General features: G+C 41.9%; 19 protein-coding genes. 3 read left to right on the forward strand and 16 right to left on the reverse strand.

Features of this window, described 5'->3' with window-relative positions; genetic code table 11:
- Positions 1-692 precede the first annotated feature (692 nt).
- The 14 genes from FCV43_RS06560 to FCV43_RS06625 form a co-directional block, all read right to left on the reverse strand.
- Positions 693-1,829, reverse strand: coding sequence for a flagellin (locus FCV43_RS06560; protein ID WP_017053295.1), 1,137 nt, complete (start codon positions 1,827-1,829; stop codon positions 693-695).
- Positions 1,830-2,289: 460 nt separating this feature from the next.
- A complete protein-coding gene (gene flgL, locus FCV43_RS06565) occupies positions 2,290-3,483 on the reverse strand; it encodes a flagellar hook-associated protein FlgL (RefSeq protein WP_136994400.1) in 1,194 nt (397 codons plus the stop codon).
- Between the two features lie 11 nt (positions 3,484-3,494).
- On the reverse strand, positions 3,495-5,372 hold the full coding sequence (gene flgK / locus FCV43_RS06570) for a flagellar hook-associated protein FlgK (protein WP_113795356.1): 1,878 nt from the start codon (positions 5,370-5,372) through the stop codon (positions 3,495-3,497).
- Between the two features lie 151 nt (positions 5,373-5,523).
- Entirely contained in the window at positions 5,524-6,498 is a 975-nt protein-coding gene (flgJ, locus tag FCV43_RS06575) for a flagellar assembly peptidoglycan hydrolase FlgJ (RefSeq protein WP_017053298.1), read from the reverse strand.
- A gap of 17 nt (positions 6,499-6,515) precedes the next feature.
- On the reverse strand, positions 6,516-7,607 hold the full coding sequence (locus FCV43_RS06580) for a flagellar basal body P-ring protein FlgI (protein ID WP_017053299.1): 1,092 nt from the start codon (positions 7,605-7,607) through the stop codon (positions 6,516-6,518).
- Between the two features lie 62 nt (positions 7,608-7,669).
- Positions 7,670-8,446, reverse strand: a complete 777-nt coding sequence (gene flgH, locus FCV43_RS06585; protein WP_136994402.1) for a flagellar basal body L-ring protein FlgH — start codon at positions 8,444-8,446, stop codon at positions 7,670-7,672.
- 52 nt (positions 8,447-8,498) lie between these two features.
- The gene (flgG, locus tag FCV43_RS06590) at positions 8,499-9,287 is read right to left on the reverse strand and encodes a flagellar basal-body rod protein FlgG (RefSeq protein WP_017053301.1); all 789 of its coding nucleotides are present in this window, start codon (positions 9,285-9,287) and stop codon (positions 8,499-8,501) included.
- A gap of 19 nt (positions 9,288-9,306) precedes the next feature.
- A complete protein-coding gene (gene flgF / locus FCV43_RS06595; protein ID WP_136994403.1) occupies positions 9,307-10,056 on the reverse strand; it encodes a flagellar basal-body rod protein FlgF in 750 nt (249 codons plus the stop codon).
- Between the two features lie 202 nt (positions 10,057-10,258).
- On the reverse strand, positions 10,259-11,563 hold the full coding sequence (flgE, locus tag FCV43_RS06600; RefSeq protein WP_017053303.1) for a flagellar hook protein FlgE: 1,305 nt from the start codon (positions 11,561-11,563) through the stop codon (positions 10,259-10,261).
- 45 nt (positions 11,564-11,608) lie between these two features.
- Positions 11,609-12,322, reverse strand: a complete 714-nt coding sequence (flgD, locus tag FCV43_RS06605; protein ID WP_017053304.1) for a flagellar hook assembly protein FlgD — start codon at positions 12,320-12,322, stop codon at positions 11,609-11,611.
- Between the two features lie 17 nt (positions 12,323-12,339).
- The gene (gene flgC, locus FCV43_RS06610) at positions 12,340-12,756 is read right to left on the reverse strand and encodes a flagellar basal body rod protein FlgC (protein WP_017053305.1); all 417 of its coding nucleotides are present in this window, start codon (positions 12,754-12,756) and stop codon (positions 12,340-12,342) included.
- Between the two features lie 4 nt (positions 12,757-12,760).
- The gene (gene flgB, locus FCV43_RS06615; RefSeq protein ID WP_017053306.1) at positions 12,761-13,156 is read right to left on the reverse strand and encodes a flagellar basal body rod protein FlgB; all 396 of its coding nucleotides are present in this window, start codon (positions 13,154-13,156) and stop codon (positions 12,761-12,763) included.
- 273 nt (positions 13,157-13,429) lie between these two features.
- Entirely contained in the window at positions 13,430-14,257 is an 828-nt protein-coding gene (locus FCV43_RS06620) for a protein-glutamate O-methyltransferase (RefSeq protein ID WP_017053307.1), read from the reverse strand.
- A gap of 11 nt (positions 14,258-14,268) precedes the next feature.
- Positions 14,269-15,189 (reverse strand): chemotaxis protein CheV, encoded by a 921-nt coding sequence (locus FCV43_RS06625; RefSeq protein WP_136994405.1) that lies wholly within the window; start codon positions 15,187-15,189, stop codon positions 14,269-14,271.
- A 77-nt stretch (positions 15,190-15,266) separates the two neighbouring features.
- Between FCV43_RS06625 and flgA the strand changes: the two genes are divergently transcribed.
- From flgA to FCV43_RS06640, 3 genes are all read left to right on the forward strand, one after another.
- Complete coding sequence (gene flgA / locus FCV43_RS06630) at positions 15,267-16,013, forward strand: flagellar basal body P-ring formation chaperone FlgA (protein ID WP_136994407.1); 747 nt, start codon at positions 15,267-15,269, stop codon at positions 16,011-16,013.
- 195 nt (positions 16,014-16,208) lie between these two features.
- Positions 16,209-16,529 (forward strand): flagellar biosynthesis anti-sigma factor FlgM, encoded by a 321-nt coding sequence (flgM, locus tag FCV43_RS06635; RefSeq protein ID WP_017053310.1) that lies wholly within the window; start codon positions 16,209-16,211, stop codon positions 16,527-16,529.
- A 19-nt stretch (positions 16,530-16,548) separates the two neighbouring features.
- Positions 16,549-16,974 carry a flagella synthesis protein FlgN gene (locus FCV43_RS06640; protein WP_017053311.1) on the forward strand — a complete coding sequence of 142 codons (426 nt, stop codon included), beginning with the start codon at positions 16,549-16,551 and terminating at the stop codon, positions 16,972-16,974.
- Positions 16,975-17,256: 282 nt separating this feature from the next.
- On the opposite strand, the gene flgP is transcribed toward FCV43_RS06640, so the two are convergent.
- Positions 17,257-17,688 carry a flagellar assembly lipoprotein FlgP gene (gene flgP / locus FCV43_RS06645; RefSeq protein ID WP_017053312.1) on the reverse strand — a complete coding sequence of 144 codons (432 nt, stop codon included), beginning with the start codon at positions 17,686-17,688 and terminating at the stop codon, positions 17,257-17,259.
- A 9-nt stretch (positions 17,689-17,697) separates the two neighbouring features.
- The gene (locus FCV43_RS06650; protein WP_029203444.1) at positions 17,698-18,333 is read right to left on the reverse strand and encodes a FlgO family outer membrane protein; all 636 of its coding nucleotides are present in this window, start codon (positions 18,331-18,333) and stop codon (positions 17,698-17,700) included.
- Positions 18,334-18,363 lie beyond the last annotated feature (30 nt).

Genomic DNA, 18,363 nt, shown 5'->3' on the forward strand with positions numbered 1-18,363 from the left:
GTGACGCTGTGCTGTCATCGCTGATACGTTAGTATTTACATTCACTGCCATGGTGATTTCTCCAATTGATTTTTCGTTGTAGCGGTTTTCGACGTCTCGAAAAACCAAGTAGTTCTCTCAAAGTTACTTTTAATAACGGCGCTAATTCAAAATGCTTTAGAAGAAAATTAATAAAAATTATCAATAAATTTTATTTACATTTAAAATCAACAGCTTAATAAAATTAAAATCTAAGAAAAATCGGTAGCAAAGGAAATACATAGCAGTGAAGGACGGTGATTTTTTGATATTTCGGAGAGGATGACAAAGATAGTAGTCGTCAGATTATGAGTTTTTGGGGGTGGTTTCACTCATTTGCAGGCAGCGTTGCTGAATAAAATATTTACTCAATTACAGGTTTTATCAAGTAGCAGGTTTTTATTAAGTAACAGACTTTATTAAGTAGCAGGTTTTTATTAAGTAGCAGATAGAGAAAAGCCCCTTTTCCTTTGAGAGAACCGGGGCCGGTTGGTAACCAGAGCCTATGTGGAGATCAAGAGAAATGAACACATTACTGGCTGACCGAGTGTATGTTTACTGTAAAAATGGAGAACAAAGTGAGAGAGTTCTTCATCCAATAGTAAGCATACTTTGCCAAGTTATCCCTATTAGCGCGCTCACGTCTGAACATTGCTGATAAGGATTCCTTATAGCTACTGCAATAGTGACATTGCAGAGTTTGGCAACTGTTTTGCTTGAGCAAGGATTGATGTCCCTGCCTGTTGCAGAATTTGTGCTTTCGTCATTTGCGTTGTTTCTTTCGCAAAATCGGTATCTTTAATACGGCTGTTAGAAGCATCTACGTTCTCTTGAACGTTCGCTAAGTTACTAATACTATGGCTTAAACGGTTCTGTTTCGCACCGAGGTCTGCACGTTGTGAGTCAACATACTTAAGTGCTGCATCAACAATACTCACAGCATTTTGTGAGCCGGCCACTGTACGCATATCGATATCTTGCACCGTTGTATGTACACCTTCAGAACTTAAGCCTAAGTCCGATGCTAAGCTACCAGAGATCGACATATCGCCTTGTAAATTCGGTTCTGCGACGAATATCTGCAGTTTACCTTCATCACTAACTGAAGCATTGACCATTGCCGTTTGACCGTTAATCGAAGTCGCAAGTTCTTCAATATCATCACCCGCTTTTGCGTCAATGTTAATTGAAATCTCTTCGCCTTCTTTGGTAATAAACTCAAATTTCATATCTTTTTTATCGGGAGCCACACCCCAATCTTTGTCTTTACCGTTTTCAGCAAAGAAAGTGCTACCACCCATTCGGCTATCATCTGCACGGATACTGGTCAGTGCCATGATCATTGCTTCACCCGCATTCGAACCGATTTGGAAAGAAGCGTCACCGAACGAACCATTCAGCAGACGTCTACCACCAAAAGAGGTTGTCTCTGCTATACGGTTCAACTCATCTTGAAGATCTTGAGATTCTTCGTTAATCGCCTGACGTTCAGCGTCTGAGTTAGTACCATTCGCAGATTGTAGGGCTAGGTCACGCATACGTTGAAGTACATTGGTCGATTCGTTCATCGCCCCTTCAGCGGTTTGAGCGATAGATATACCATCGTTCGCATTACGCATTGCTACATCTAAACCACGAGATTGCGCAGTTAGACGATTCGAAATCTGTAGACCAGCCGCATCATCTTTTGCGCTGTTAATCTTATGGCCTGAAGATAGGCGTTCCATTGAAACGCTTAGCTCATCATTCGCCTTATTGAGGTAACGTTGTGCCGTCATCGCCGGTACGTTTGTGCTTACTGTTACAGCCATTAGTTGCTCTCCTTTTGAGTTCGCAAGCTTGATGCGAAGCGGCCAGCTTTACTCTCATTTGGAAAAGCACTGACCGTAAAAATTCTCGCTAAATCTATTGATACATCAATAGGTTTAAAATTGTGTAATTCGTACTGATTTAATATATGCGATTTGTGTGCCAAGTTTTCATTTATTTATTTAAAAATAAAACAAAGCCTTAAAAACAACCACTTACAAAAGAAACCGGCTAAGTGAATGTTCTTTTCTTTCGCTTGAACTCCATTCACCTTTCTCGTTCTATTGCCGCCTTTATAGCCAGCTCATTTACCGTTAATCATCTTGCGGCAAACTCATTCCTTCAATGTTCAATCTCATTTTTTTGCACTTAAGGCATAGCTCATAAGGCACCATCAAAAATAAGATCAACTCACTTCTAGCCACAGATCGGCAAGACGCATCATCTCTGGTTATCGATAACTTAAATGTAATTAAACAACGTAAGATCTTTTGTTTTTCCGAAAGCTTGCTGAGATGCCTGCAAAGCTCTTGAATTTTCGTTAAATTCAATGACTGCTTTAGAGTAATCAAGATCTTCAAACTTACTTTTGGATTTTGCTAACGTTAAATTAAAGTCTTCATGCTGCTGCTCTTGAATATCAAGTGTATTCAAACGAGCACCAGCATCCGTTCTTGCTTTATTTAAATGAATAAATGCGGCATGGAACTCTTCTGTCACTTGGTGCAGCTTTGCGGTAGCCGAAGTATCGGAAACTGAAGATTTGGACAACTCCATCGCATCTTTAAAGCTATCAAAAACACTGAACGTTGATCTTGGCTCCAATGAAATGGCATCACCTTTGGTGATCTGGCCTCGAACACGTATATTGACGCCTTCATAATCAATGCCTTTGCCCGGGTCAAATTCGTCAGCTTTTACGACACTGCCGTCTTTCTCAAGCTGATAGCCAAATTTTCCGGTGTTCATATCGACAAATGTGACCTTATAGACCGAGGTATCCCCAAAGTTGCTGTTGACTGCTTTATCTAACAGTAAGTGCGAACCATCTTGTAGCTCGTATTGTGGTTCAAAATCACCAAATGGATTTTCAATTTCCATGAATAACTTGCTACCTGGATCATTCATGGCCATTTCTAGACTGTTAGAGATACGCATTTTTCTTTGATAATCGTCACCGGAGTACGTTACCGTTCCATCATTATCTCGGAAAAACGGTTGATTCTTAGGCTTTGTCCCCGCCAGTGTATAGTTACCAGATTCATCTTGTGTATTGGCTAGGTTCAAAAAATTTGAAGCTAATTCTTCGATTTCGCGTGCCTTTGCTTGCCGATCTTCAGGGGATAACGCACCGTTAATCATCTCCATAACGGTTCGTTTCGCTTCATCTGTAAACTCTTCAGTATTCGCAATCACCACTTCATGATGTTCTAAACGGTTACGAACCAAAACAATGGCATCTAAGTACTGCTTGAGTTGCTCTGACTGCTGGTTAATATTTTGTAAATAGTGCGTCGCAAGTGGGTCATCACTTGGCGAAAGTAATTTTTTTCCTGACGCTAGCTGAGCTTGGTTATGAAAAACCTTATTCTCTTGACGACGAAAATCATTTTGAACGGATTGGTAATTATGAAAGCTAGAAATTCGATTCAACATTCACGATCCCCCTATCTCAAGGCCAAAATGGTATTGAAAGTGTCATTTGCCGCTTGCATGATTCTTGACGACGCCATATAAGCTTGTTGAAACTTCATCATATTGGCAGCTTCTTCATCGAGGTTAACCCCAGATATTGAAGCAAGACGTTCCGACGCGGACTCTTTTTCTAACGTCGCGATCTCATTTAGCCGTGTAGCGGTGGACATTTTCAGCCCCACATCGGTGTTCAAGTTATGGTAAACATCTAAAACCGTCGCTTCATTGCCATTTAACTTTTTGTCCGTTTGAATGTTCTGCATTTTACGTAGGTTGCCGTTATCCCCTTCTGAAGGGACAAGGTTTGCCGTAAATTTATCATCGGCAATCGCGCCGCCTGATAATTCAAATGTAGTACCCATAACAGTAATAGGTGTATTTGGTGGATAAGGTTGCGGATCTAAAAGAACTTTACCTTTCGTATCAATCACCGCAAATTGATCGCCCTTCGGTGAAACGATAACTTCAAACTCTCGAAGATCACCAGCGGCTAAAATATTGAACGTAGCCGTCCCTTGTGCAAAGGTGGTCGACGCTTCATAGCTTTGTGCTGCAATCGCGTTTGGATCGTTCGTTTCCAGTTGCATTTGAGCAGCACCAGATCGCGTTGGGCGCAGCAAAATTCGTTCACCCTCTTCAGGTGCATTACGAACCTCAACTCTCATGCCATCTAAATAAAATGAGCCAGAGTCATCAACCTGAACAGTGACACTTTCACCGGTTGGTTTTGTCACTACATAATTACTGCCATCGTAGCGTAATCCGTATTCTCCGCCTTTTAGTTCACTGGTATTGGCAATAAACACCGCAATATCGGCTTCTGAATCACCTTTAGTCACAACACGCGAACTCGCGACGATTTCCGAGTTAATGTCGGTGTAGATCAAACCACCTACATTCCCGTTCATATCTAAGCCTTGTGCTTGCAATCCATTCACTTCATAAGATAAAGCAGTGGCCAGTCGACCAAGTTCATCCATGATATTTGGAATTTGGTTATCACGCATATCCAGCATCGAACCAAGTTTTCCATCAATCGATCGGCTATCAATTACTTTGACCGCTTTGCCTTCTACCACAGCTAAACGTCGTTGGTGCACATCTGGGTAGCCACCAACCATCTTTAATTGACTGGATTCCGAGCCTGATACTAATGTATGTCCGCCGCCAATATGAACGTTATAGCCTTCGGCATTAGCTCGTGGTGTCACGCTCACTTTGGTATATTCGGATAACTCTTTAATGAGCGTTTCATGCTGATCTCGTAGATCGTTATGCGGTCCTGGAGTGCGCATCATCAAACGTTGGACATCTCGAATTTCAACCGCGAGTTGATTAATTCTTTCGATACCCATGTCTAGTTTTTTATTTACGGCTTCAGATTGCTGGCGAACGGTTTCATGGAAATTATTCAAGTTTTGGCTGATTAGATCGGCTTTCTCAAGTACTACTTTCCTTGCACCAACATTATTAGGGCTATCTGCAAGCGTTTTGATAGAATCAAACCAGTCATTTAATGTTTCTGGAATTTTTTTAGACGCGACAGAAGAGAGCATGCTAGAGAGCATATCTAAATTAGACTCTACATCTTCAGCTTTCGCGGCATTGGTTGTTGCGATATTGAGTTCTTTAACGGCAAATTGATCCCAAGAGCGGCGAACATTTTCCACATGCACACCCATTCCATAGGTTTCCCCACCGTACTGGCGCGGTGCATTTACAGCTTGAACTACAGACTGACGACTGTAACCCTCTGTATTTACGTTAGAAATGTTATGACCAGTGGTATTCAACTGTCTCTGAGCGGTAAGTACGCTCTGAGTACCTACATTCAGAAGATCCGATGCCATAAAGCCCCCAAAAAACTCAAACAAAAATCAGCAATTGCCGATGCTTAAGGGATATAAAGCAAGATATGTACCAGATATTTAGGAGGGAGTTTTGAAGGGAATAATAAAAAAGGCTTATGTCATCATAAGCCTTTATTCTGATTGATTTATCTTAATTCATTTGGTCGATTTTCGCTTTAACACGCAACACTTTATCTGCATATTGAGGGTCTGTTGCATACCCAGCCTGATGAATGCCTCTGATGAATACTTCAGAGTTATCACCATTTTCACCTTGACCGTTTAAGCTGGAAAGTTCATCACCATTTCCAACTTGAAGTGCCGTTTTGTATCTCGGGTTATCATTCAAGAAGCGAACGTAATCATTAAAGCTCTCTTGATATGAAGAGTAAGAACGGAATGAAGCACTCTCTTTAACTGGCGTATTATCATGAAACTCCAGTGTTTGAGTGGCAATTTTGTCACCTTTCCAGCTTCTATCGGCTTTAATGTTGAATAGGTTGTTACTGTTATCCACCGAATTTTGAACGACTTTTTGCCCCCAGCCCGTTTCAAGAGCCGCCTGAGCAAGTAATAATGAAGGCTCGACACCAAGAGTTTTTGCCGCTTTTTCAGCGTATGGACGCATAGATTGCACAAAGGATTGTGGAGATTCAAATGACGTCGGTTCTGCAGGACTGGTTTGTTGCTTTTTAAGGACTCTATCCGCGATCAAGCGTGCTTTTTCTTCATTAACTGGCAAACGTAAAGAAGTATCAAAAGCTTCATTACGCATACGAACTTCGGTTTTATCCACTTCAGAACTCTGACCTTGGCTGAGCTGCGCAACAATCATATCAGCAAGACCAAGCGATCCAGATGAGCTCAATTCTGTCGACATTTGATCATCTAACATCTGACGATAAAAGTCCTCATTCTGGCTATTCATCATGTCAGACTTAAAACTTGAGTTAGCATCACGCATTGATTTAAACAGCATCGACGTGAAAATAGATTCAAACTGTTTTGCGGCGGCGGTTAATGCGGCTTTCTCATCGCCCTCTTCTCCATTTACAGCTTGTTGACGTAAACGGTCTAGGCTTGAAATATCATGCACAAAGCCAACATCGGTAGGATTCTTGATCATAGGAAAACCTCTGTTGGTTAGATAATGATTAACTGACCTTCAATCGCGCCAGCTTGTTTCAGCGCCTGAAGGATAGCCATTAAATCGGAAGGAGCTGCACCCACTTCGTTTACCGCTCGAACAAGATCATCAAGAGTTAAGCCAGGTTCAAATTTAAACATTTTCCCTTGTTCTTCTGTGACTTCGATATCGGAATCAGGCACAACAACCGTTTGTCCACCAGAAAACCCGTTTGGCTGGCTCACGTTCAGGTTCTCTTTAATCGCAACGGTCATTCCACCATGAGTTACCGCTGCGGCTTTAAGGCGGACATGCTTACCGACCACAATTGTACCCGTTCGAGAGTTTACAATGATTTTTGCTGCGCCATCTGCAGGGTTGAATTCGATATTTTCAACAGCAGAAAGGAAGGCAACGCGCTGGCTAATCTCACGAGGAGCACGAACTCGAACCGAAGTTGAATCCACAGCCGATGCCATTTGCGGACCTAAGAAGTTATTGACTGCGTCAGCCATGCGTTGTGCCGTTGTGAAATCGGACTCAAGAAGATTAAAGGTAATGTAATCGCCACGACCAAAAGGCGATGGAATTTCTCGTTCAACGGTAGCACCGCCAGAGATAAGGCCGACTGTTGGGTTGTTTCCGACAATTTTTGAACCATCAGCGCCAGTAGCACTAAAACCACTGACCACTAAATTGCCTTGTGCAACGGCATAAACCTGCCCATCAAGACCTTTGAGGAATGTTTGCAGTAATGTACCGCCACGCAGGCTTTTTGCCGATCCAATGGAAGAGACGGTGATATCGACTTGTTGACCCTGTTTCGAAAAGGCTGGCATTTCAGCCGTCACCATTACCGCTGCAATGTTTTTTGTTTTAGGTTTAGTACCTGGCGGTAGTTGAATCCCAAAATTTTGCAACATGGCGTTAAAGCTTTGATCGGTAAAGGGAGTTGACTCACCCGTGCCCGGTAAACCTGAAACTAAACCGTAACCCACCAACTGGTTACTACGGACACCAGCAATTTTTGAAACGTCTTTGATTCGTGCCGCTTGAGCACTTGTGACACAAAATATCATGCCGAGTAGTAATAGGGTGAGTTTCTTCATCTTCAAATACCTTAATATCTAGCTGACAAAACTACGCCAATACTTCGACTGTAATTTTGTGATTACAAAGCTACATTGAAGAATCGTGCCAAGAATCCCGGCTCTTGCATATCTTGTTGGGTTCCGGTGCCTGAATATTGGATTCGAGCATTAGAAATTCGGTTCGATGCGATGGTGTTATCGAAGGCGACATCATCCGGTCGGATCGTGCCGCTCAAGCGAATGTACTCGTCACCAGTATTCAATGTGAGCCATTTTTCACCGCGGATCACCAAGTTACCATTGGCCAATACTTCAATAACTTCCACAGTAATTGAGCCACTCAAGCTATTGCTTTGGTTTGCGGCTGCACTGCCTTTGTAGGAGTTATCATTCGAGAGTTCGTAAGAGAAATTATAATCTTGGATTTTTAATTCATTCCCCCCAACAAAGATCGGATCCATTGATGAGTCATTCGCTTTTGATAAATCAGCATCAGAACTTTTTGCCGCTTTGGTGCTTTCATCTAGAGTAACGGTAATGATATCTCCTAAACCATGAGGCTTCGAATCATCATATAAGTTACTCACTTGATCGGCATTAAACAGCGAACCTGTTGCCGCCGCGTAGTGCTCTGCTTTTTGTTTCGGGTGAATTGGAGCCCAAGCCGGATCGCCAGCGACAGGGTCGGTTCTTCCACGCAGCGTATCAACAATCCCAGAGCTCTCGTCTTCTGACTTATCGCCTTCTACTGCATCGACTACTGTTGTTCCTTGTTGTACTTCAGTTGTTTCTACAGGTTCCAACATAGTACAGCCACTTAAAGAGGCAATAAAAGCTAAGCATAGTAGACGTTTCATAGCGATATTCTCTGGTTAGTTAATCTTTAATGTCTTTATCGGATACGAGTCATTACAACTGCTGGTTCACGAAGCTCATCATTTTATCGACTGACGAGATAACTTTAGAGTTCATTTCATAAACTCGTTGCGCTTCAATCATGTTAACCAACTCTTCCGTTACATTAACGTTTGATGTTTCAAGCATTGATTGACGAACTGAACCTAAACCGTCTAGCCCCGGAACGCCTTCTTGTGGATCACCACTCGCACCAGTCGGTAAGTAAAGGTTTTGTCCTAAAGGTTCTAAACCACCAGGGTTAACGAAATCTACTGTGGTAATTTGACCAACCACTTGGTTATCCTGCTGGCCACGAACTCGCACGGACACTTCACCATCGTTACCAACAGTAATTGAGATCGCATCTTCAGGAATGGTGATTTCTGGTTCAAGAGAGTAGCCAGAACCTGAAGTCACAATGATCCCTTCAGAGTTCAACGTGAATTGACCATTTCGGCTATAACCGATGTTGCCATCAGGCATGTTGATTTGGAAAAAGCCATCACCTTCAATCATCATATCTAAACTGTTGGTGGTCGTTTGGGCATTACCGTGAGTGTGCACTTTTTGTGTCGCGACGACTTTCGCACCAGCACCAAGCATTAAACCGCTAGGAAGCTCGGTATTTTGTGATGACTGACCACCAGGTTGGTTAATGTTTTGATAGAACAAATCTTCAAATACTGGGCGGCTCTTTTTAAAGCCAATGGTCGAGGCATTCGCCAAGTTATTTGAAATGGTTGAGATATTCGTTTGTTGAGCATCTAAACCTGTTTTACTTACCCATAATGCTGGATGCATGACAATCCCCTTAAATCTATTAGCTCATACGAAGCAGTGAATCGGACGACTTGTCCATCTCTTCTGCTGTGCTCATCATTTTGACTTGCATTTCAAATTGACGTTGAAGGTCAATTAGACTGGTCATTTCGCCTACTGCGTTTACATTACTACCTTCAATCGCACCGGTTAGAATGTGAACACCAGCATCAGCTTCGTACGCCAGATTTGGATCTTTCAAACGGAATAAACCATTTGAATCTTTAAACAATGTTTGTGGGTTTGAACGAGTCAATTTAATGCGATCGATTTGTTCCATCTCAGTAGCTGGAGCGCCTTGTGGAAGAACGGAAACAGTGCCATCGCGTCCAATTTCAATTTTACTCAATGGAATCGGAAGAGATATCGGAGCGCCTGTATCACCTAAAACAAGGTGACCATTACCATTAAGTAACAGACCGTTTTGATCAATTTTTAAGTTACCGTTACGAGTTAAGCCCTCTTTTCCCGTCTTATCTATAACGGAAATCCAGCCTTCACCTTCAATAGTTACATCAAGGTCTCGGCCAGTCGTGATCACGCTTCCTTGGGAGAAATTATGTCCAGGGCGTTCTGTCATGCTAAATACACGAGTCGGCAAACCTTCACCATACGCTTGCATTGAACGAGCTTGAGCTAAATCCGCTCGAAAACCCGGGGTACTTACGTTAGCTAAGTTGTTTGCTCTAAGCTGCAATGCTTGCATGTTTTGCTTAGCGCCACTCATGGCAAGAAACAGTGCGCGATCCATAATTTGCTCCAAAAAATCATCGTCTGACTATTGAAAAGCAATTTATATGCCAATATAAAAACATCTTTTAATTCAGTTAATTAAAGGAGCGCGTTGTTTGAAAGGAAAATATTGAAGGGAGTATTGCCGTAAAGAGGCAAAGAATATCAAACTGAGTTTGCCACCCAGTTTGATATTGTACCAATGATTGTTAACACTAGAATTAACGGATTTGTAGGATATTTTGCTGCAGTTGGTTATGCACTTCAAGCGAACGAGAGTTTGCTTGGAAGTTACGCTGAGCTGAAATCAGGTCAACAAGCTCTTGAGTCATATCGATATTGGATTGCTCCAATGTGCCGCTACTCACGCTACCGTACGAACCTTTGTTTGATTCACCCCAGATTTTAGCACCTGAGAGTTGAGTTGAATCCCACTGGGTTCCACCTTTCTTATCAAGACCTTGCTCATTTGGCACTCGCACTAAACCAACACGGCCTAATGTGACAGATTCACCATTTGAGTAAGTCCCTAAAATGCTACCACGTTCATCAAAGTCAATTTTGCTCAAGAAGCCCGTTGTTGCACCATCTTCATCAAACTTGGTGACTTCAAATGGAGCGGCAAATTGAGTCGCTTGATCTAAACCGAAACTAAGAGTTTGAGTAACATCAGCACCATTCAAATTAATAGGGTTTGCACCAGCTCCGAGCGCTTCAGACACCATAGGAAGTCCACTATTTAATGAGGCTAAAGTACCATCATTATTGAACTTCATTGTGTGGCCAATATGCCCCGTAGCATTAGTAGCATCACCGCCAGTAATGTTGACTGGTTTCTCGCCTAGGTCGTCCGTTACTGTGTAGTAAGAGTTCCAAGTATTTGGCTGAGTTTGATCTTTAAGGTAATACGTCGTCATCTTGTACGATTGACCCATAGAGTCGTAAATCGTTGAAGATGTAGAACGGTTGTAAGAATCAGGGTCATTGAAATCAAATGCTGCCGGATCTTTCAAATCGCCATTTGCAGGTAAGTTAACACCTACATCAATATTCTCTGTTTGCTTTGGCTTACCAAATTCTGCAGGAATGTTTAATGGTTTCGGCTCGTAAGACGTCACTTCATCAGTATCAGGGTTTACGGTATAGCCTAAAAGATACTCTTCATTAGAGGTAACCATGTAGTTATCTTTATTTAGGTGGAAAGCGCCATTACGAGTAAGCTCATTCGTCGTTGGTTCTAGTCGCTCTTTTGCTACTGCAAAGAAACCTGTACCGCTGATTCGTAAGTCCATTGGGTTATTCGTATAAATACTTGAACCTTCATGGAATTGTTGAGCTACTTTGTTCGCTTGAGCACCACCGCCCGTGACTGTTTTAGAATTCGTAAACAGTGAATTTGAATAAACATCGCCGAACTCCGCACGAGACTCTTTAAAGCCGAATGAGTTTGCGTTGGCAATGTTGTTACTGGTTGTGTTCAGATCTAACTGAGCTGCGGATAAACCGCTTAACGAAATATATGACATTCCAAAAATCTCCTAATCTAGCTAGCGTTATAACTCTATAAAGCGTTACGCTTTGCCAACTTCTAGTACTTCAGCAAGTCGAACTGGCGAAGGAAATCCAGCCAGATTGAGCAGTACGTTACCATCACCTTTACCAAGAAGAACACTGTTCACGTTCGCATACGTTGATACGCCGAATTCAGCACTCTCCCCATCCAACAAACCTGCCGCTTTCACGTTATATTTGCCAGCTGGCAATGGATTACCGTTTTCATCTTTTCCGTCCCATTCAACACGAGTATCGCCAGCAGTCTTAGCTCCAACGTCTAACGTACGAATTAATTGGCCCATCTCGTTCTCAACGCGTACAAATAAATTGTCCACTGCTTGAGGGAGTTTAACCATCGCCGCCATTCCGCCTTCTGCCTGCTTAATACCCGCAGCACCTGGAACCAGTACATCACGCCCGACTAATGAAGACGCTTGTAGTGCTTGGTTTGATGTCATTGATGAATTCAAGCTTTCAAACTGTGTATTCATTTTGCCAATACCATCAACCGTCGCAAATGAAGCCATTTGCGCAATCATTTGGTCATTGCTAACCGGCTTAAAAGGATCTTGTTGAGCAAGTTGCTTGGTGAGCAGAGATAGAAAATCTTCTTGTTTAAGATCTTGTTTCCCCGTTGTCTCATCTGGCTTCTTGGTATTCTCTTGAAGGCTTTTTAGCTGATCAACATAGGACAAGCCGCTTTGTTGACCAATATTATTTATTCCGGCCATACGCTACCCCCTGAACCTTATTGACCCATCTGCAGCGTACGCAGCAGCATCTGTTTACTTGAATCCGCTACTTGTACGTTCGTTTGGTACGCACGAGAAGCTGATATCATGTTTGCCATTTCTTCCATCACGTTAACGTTCGGTTTGTAAATAAAACCTTCGTCATTCGCTAATGGGTGATCCGGGTTATATTCTGCATTGAGTGGTTTATCACTTTCTACAATACCTAATACTTTCACTGGCACGTTATGGTCACGGTTATAACGCGCTTTACTTAATTCCGCACCAAACACCGCGTGACGAGCTTTGTAAGTGTCTTTAACAGAACTACTTACGCTGTCCGCGTTCGCTAAGTTACTAGAGGTTGTATTAAGACGAACTGATTCCGCACTCATGGCTGAACCTGTTACATTGAATACATTAAATAAGCTCATCTAATTATTCCCCTTTAAGTGCTTTAGTTAAGTTCTTGAATTTACTTCCTAAGAAGTCAAGAGAGGCTTGGTGTCTAATTTGATTTTGCATAAACAAGTTACGCTCTAAATCAACATCGACAGTGTTGCCATCTCCAGTATCAGGCTGAGTAGGAACTCGATACAGTTTTTCCCCAGTCACTGTTGTAGAGGCAGAAATATGCCGACCGTCAGTTTCGCTAAGACCAATGCTTGCCCCTGAACTTGCCGCTTGCAATGCTTTCTGAAAGTCCATTCCTTTTGCTTTAAAGCCAGGTGTGTTTGCTTGCGCGATATTGGTTGATATAACCTCAGCGTTGCGCTCACGTACACCAACCGTGTATTGGTGGATACCTAATGCTTTGTCAAAAGAAATAGCCATGTTTACCTCAACTTAAAGAACTGACCGTATAGTTAAATAAAAGCAATTAACGTACCAACTTTTAAATCAATACTACTAATCTACATTTCATCTTCACTACTGATAAATATCTAGCAATAAATGAGCCATCTTGACTTTAATTAAGATGTGAGCCCACTTTAGTAATCATCATTGAAAAAAGGCATTGCTTGAGTATAGAAGGGATGAATTTGTCCAGACGAAAAAAAAGCCTAGCAACAGTGCTAGGCCTCTTATTGTGTACGCCAGAGTCGACTACTTCAGTTTATAAATAATGCCAGGGTTGCATCGAACCATTTCAAACTTATCTGTTAAACCAGTCAAAGACTCTGAAGCACCTAAAAGCAGGTAACCACCAGGATTAAGGCTATTTGCCATCTGGTTAAGTACTTGCGACTTCATCTCTGGTGAGAAGTAAATAAGAACATTACGGCAGAAGATAATGTCAAATTTACCAATTAATGCATAACTGTCCATCAAGTTTTGAGGACGAAAGTTAACCAGACGCTTCACATTGTCTTTGATTTTCATTCGACCATCACCAGCGTCCTCAAAAAAGGTACGGCGACGTTCTGGAGATAAACCACGACCTAAAGCTAGATTGTCATAAACACCCGCACGACACATATCAAGCATGCTTGCAGAGATGTCAGTGGCAGTAATCGACACATTAGGTATCATTCCCGGCTTGCGAGCTTGAGTCTCTAAGATCGTCATCCCCATCGAGTAAGGTTCTTGACCAGAAGAGCTCGCCGCAGACCAAATTTTAATTGGGCGTTTATTTGCTGCCATTTCCGGTAATAACTTGTCAGCTAAAACAGCAAACGGATAAGTATCACGAAACCAAAGTGTTTCATTTGTCGTCATCGCATCAACAGCGGCAACTCGCAATTCACGATTTCTTCCGCTAACAACATCCCTTAGAAGAGTAGAAAGAGAGTCGAGTTTAAACTTAGTCACCAATGGACTTAAACGGCTTCTAACTAGGTATTGCTTACTATCACCAAGCACAATACCGCACTGGGATTCTAAAAAACGACTAAAATCACGATATTCTTGATCACTTATTGTTATTGCAGTCATTAATGTCTCTTTTAATTAGTTAATGCAGTTTTCACTGCTGTACCAAGCTCATCTGGGTTAAATTTCGCTATAAATGAGTTTGCACCCACCCTTTCAACCATTGCTTGGTTAAATACGCCACTAAGTGAAGAGTGAAGTATGACGTATAAATCTTTTAAATGCGGATTTCGTCTAATCTCTGCCGTTAGCGTGTAGCCGTCCATTTCTGGCATTTCTATATCCGAGATAACTAACGATATTTGCTCGTATATACTACCTTCTTCAGCCATTTCAATCAGCTTTTCATAAGCTTCTTTACCATCTTTAACCGCTATAACTTCAAACCCTATCCCTTCAATCGCTCTTTGTACTTGTTTACGAGCAACGGTTGAGTCATCGGCAATTAGGATTCGACGAACTTTTTCTTGTTCAACTTGAGCAATCTCTTCAACAAGGTCGGTATCCATCGTTTCATCTGCAGGCGAAATCTCCATTAAGATTTTTTCTACATCTAAAATTTCAACCAACTCATTATCAATATTTGTCACAGCTGTTAGGTAATTGGCTTTGCCTGCACCTTCTGGCGGTGGCAAGATAGATTCCCAGTGCATATTAATAATTCGCTCGACAGAACTCACAAGGAAACCTTGAATGGTACGGTTGAACTCAGAAATAACGACAAAGCACTTGTCAATATCGGTAGTCGGTCGACCACCAATCGCAGCGCTCAAGTCAATCACGGAAATAGTTTGACCACGAATATGTGCCAACCCTTTAACCAATGGGTGTAAGTTTGGCATTGAAGTAAGCTTAGGGCATTGAAGTACTTCTTTTACTTTAAATACATTGATACCGTAACGTTGTCGTCCCATTAGACGAAACGTTAAAAGTTCCAATCGGTTTTGACCAACAAGTTGCGTACGCTGATTCACTGAATCAAGAACACCCGTCATAAGCTCATCTCCATCTCAAACTTTTTATCTCAAAAATGATAGTCTATTATCGTCTACGTGAAGAACAGAGAAACAGAATGTCATATTATATGAATAATTTAGATCCATTTTCCATCACTAAGTGTAGAGCTTTCTATAAAACTTTTGTTAAGTCTATCGGCATTTTATTCGTTTTGTTTAGTTTTTTCTCCCACGCGGCTACAGAACAACAAATTGAATTGATCCAGAAAGCTGCTGAAAATCACATTTTCGATACAATTCAGCAACCACCAGGGGGGGAACTATCAGTACAAGCGGCAAATATTGATTCTCGAGTGAAGGCGAGTGATTGCCCTCAACCGCTCAAAACTAGTGCCTCAAATTCTAGCAATTCTACCAGTAACATCAATGTTCTTGTGCAATGCGAAGCAGATAACTGGCGAATATATGTGCCTGTTCGTTTATCCATTTCAGTTCCACTCGTCACCGCGACCCGATCACTCTCTCGTGGGGACTTGATCAGCCAAAGCGATCTCACTATGGGCATGATAGAACTGCACCGCTTTAGACGCCAAGGGTTTTCGGATCCTAAGCTTGTTATTGGCGCAAAATTGAAAAAAAGTATTCGCCCAGGAGAGGTTGTTGAGCGTGGCGATGTCTGCATTGTGTGTCGAAATGAAAAAGTGCTAATAAGAGCCGTCAAATCTGGAATGACTATCACAACTAAAGGAACCTCTCTTCAGGACGGGTCAACGGGTGATCAGGTCCGGGTGAAAAATGATACATCTAAGCGTATAATTGATGGGCAAGTGACAGGGATTGCTGAAGTCACTATCTATTTTTAATCTCTAAAAGCTTTATTTTTATGCTTAAAGTGCAGTTTGTTTGCTATTTAACTCGTTGTCGTTCAATAAAAAAGCAATTAAATTATTCTATTTAAGATATGATGATTAAATAATCACTAAAAAAAGGCTAAAGTATTCCTTCCTGACGTCGATATTGACTGTACAGGTTTCTAAATTCGTAAGTAAGGCTCTTATATGGCAGGTATTGATAACATACGTTCCGGGCAACCCATGACGACGACAAATCGTAGTTCTGCACGCGCAGAATCGAATGCATCAAGTCGCTCGGAATCTGCACCTAAAGCAACGGGTAAACAAGACGAAGTATCGCTAAGCCAGCAAGGCAAAGCGATTGGTCAACTTCACCAACAAATGGCATCTCAACCGAGTTTTGATAGTGCTAAGGTAGCAGCAATTAAAGAAGCTATTTCTAATGGATCTTACAGCGTAGATCCAGAAAAACTGGCTGATAACATGATGAAATTTGAAAATGAATTTTCAGGGCTTGAAGCCTAATCGAGGCTGATAATAAACGATGGCGACTTTAACTGATCTAGTCAATTATCAACTCAAGAATGCTCAGGACCTGTCTGAACGTCTTGATCTTGAAAAAATTGCGATCACTAGCCGTGTATCCGTTGATATTGAACGCATCGCAAAAGAAAAAGTGACTCTAATTAGTCAGCTAAGGCAGACTGATCAACGAATTGCATCACACACCAATGTTGCAGAGCTTAAAGAAGACCCAGCACTTGCTGAAATGGTCTCTCTTATTCAATCTATTATTCATGATTGTCAACAAGCGAATAGTGCGAATGGTGAAGCCCTACAAAGAGCACAATTAAGTTTCAATAAACTGAATAACTTGATGCAGCAAAGCCAAGGCAAAGTTGGTATGACCTATAATGCAGGAGGCCAAACAAACTCGGTTTCCACCCTAGGCACCAACATTAAAGCATAAGCGACTACTTAAGCGTCTAAAGTATAATCGTTCAAAGCTGAATAATTCAAAACTAAATACCAGACGCAAAAGCTCATCAGCAATGCTAGAGCACTAAAATAAGAACATAAAAAAGCGGCTTTGATAGCCGCTTTTTGCCGTCTGTACAGTTTCACATAAATCGAACATAACCGTTATATGGCTAATTGGTTCTCTGGAGAAAAACGTAAACTAGCCTATATTGCTACTGGTTAACTGATTCAAACTGGAACCATACTTTGGTTCATCTATCTATTTATATTTCTAAAACAGAGTTTGTCTACGGTTATCTGGTACTTGTTGTACTTCACCATAATCACGTAGCTTATCCATTTTACGAATATCAAGTTTCAGCTCAGTCACATAACTATCGCCTACCGGATAACTTCTCAACACTTCAGCACCTCGAATGACACCATCAACGGCACCTGATGTTGCTTCTGTACCTAAGCGTTGGTCTTGTAGCTCTGCACGCCCACTGACTCGCATGCCGTAGACTTGTTCAGCAAGCTCACGGTAAGCATCCAGTTTTGACGCTCTCATTGCTCTTACTCGTCTCTCTTCATCCGTTCTACCGCTTTGCTCGCTAATGCTGGCATAACCGACCGCGACAAGAACTTCATCTTCACGCATTGTTTGCAATGGCTGACAACCCACGAGGATCAAAACAAATATTAGAGATATAACTTTTTTCATAACCAATACCTATGGACGAAGAATAACAGTATAAGGCTGCTTCATTCTTGGATCAGAGCGGATAATAACGCCATCCTGAGTTCTAATACTATTCAGTGTATCTAAATCACGGCCAATTCTGTCCGCAGGAAGGAAACCTTGTGCCGTAGCCACAACAATTCTAGTTTGCATACCCACGACTCGGGCATTGACCAAAACGCCCCCCTCTTGGCGTAACATTGTTCCAGTCAAAATATATTGGATATCTTGCTCTTGCGCGAGATCTTTCCAATCGCGGCTCAAAGCAAAGTCACCCTGTTGGGTCACTTGAATCGACCCTGTCGCTTTAAAATCAACGACCTTAAAACCGCGGCGTTGCAATTGATGGATAAAACCTTCAGACACTGAGTTGCCAAGCCAGTTTGTCGCATCCATACTTTGCAGATCAACAAAAGAGGTCACTGCTATAGGTGTACGCGCAGACACGCTTGTGTTTGATATCATTAGCTCTTCAGTCATACTCTCGACGAAGAAATCCATAGTATGTCGGGGGGTATCCATCAGCATGAACTGACTACCCGAATACGGTTCTTTACCATTATATATCGGTGAATAGGCACATGATGTCAATAACATCACAGTTGCCATTATAAGCCACTTTTTCATTCTCTTACTCTCCAGATAAATGCTAGTGCT

Source organism: Vibrio genomosp. F6, assembly GCF_005146325.1.
GTDB lineage: Bacteria > Pseudomonadota > Gammaproteobacteria > Enterobacterales > Vibrionaceae > Vibrio > Vibrio cortegadensis.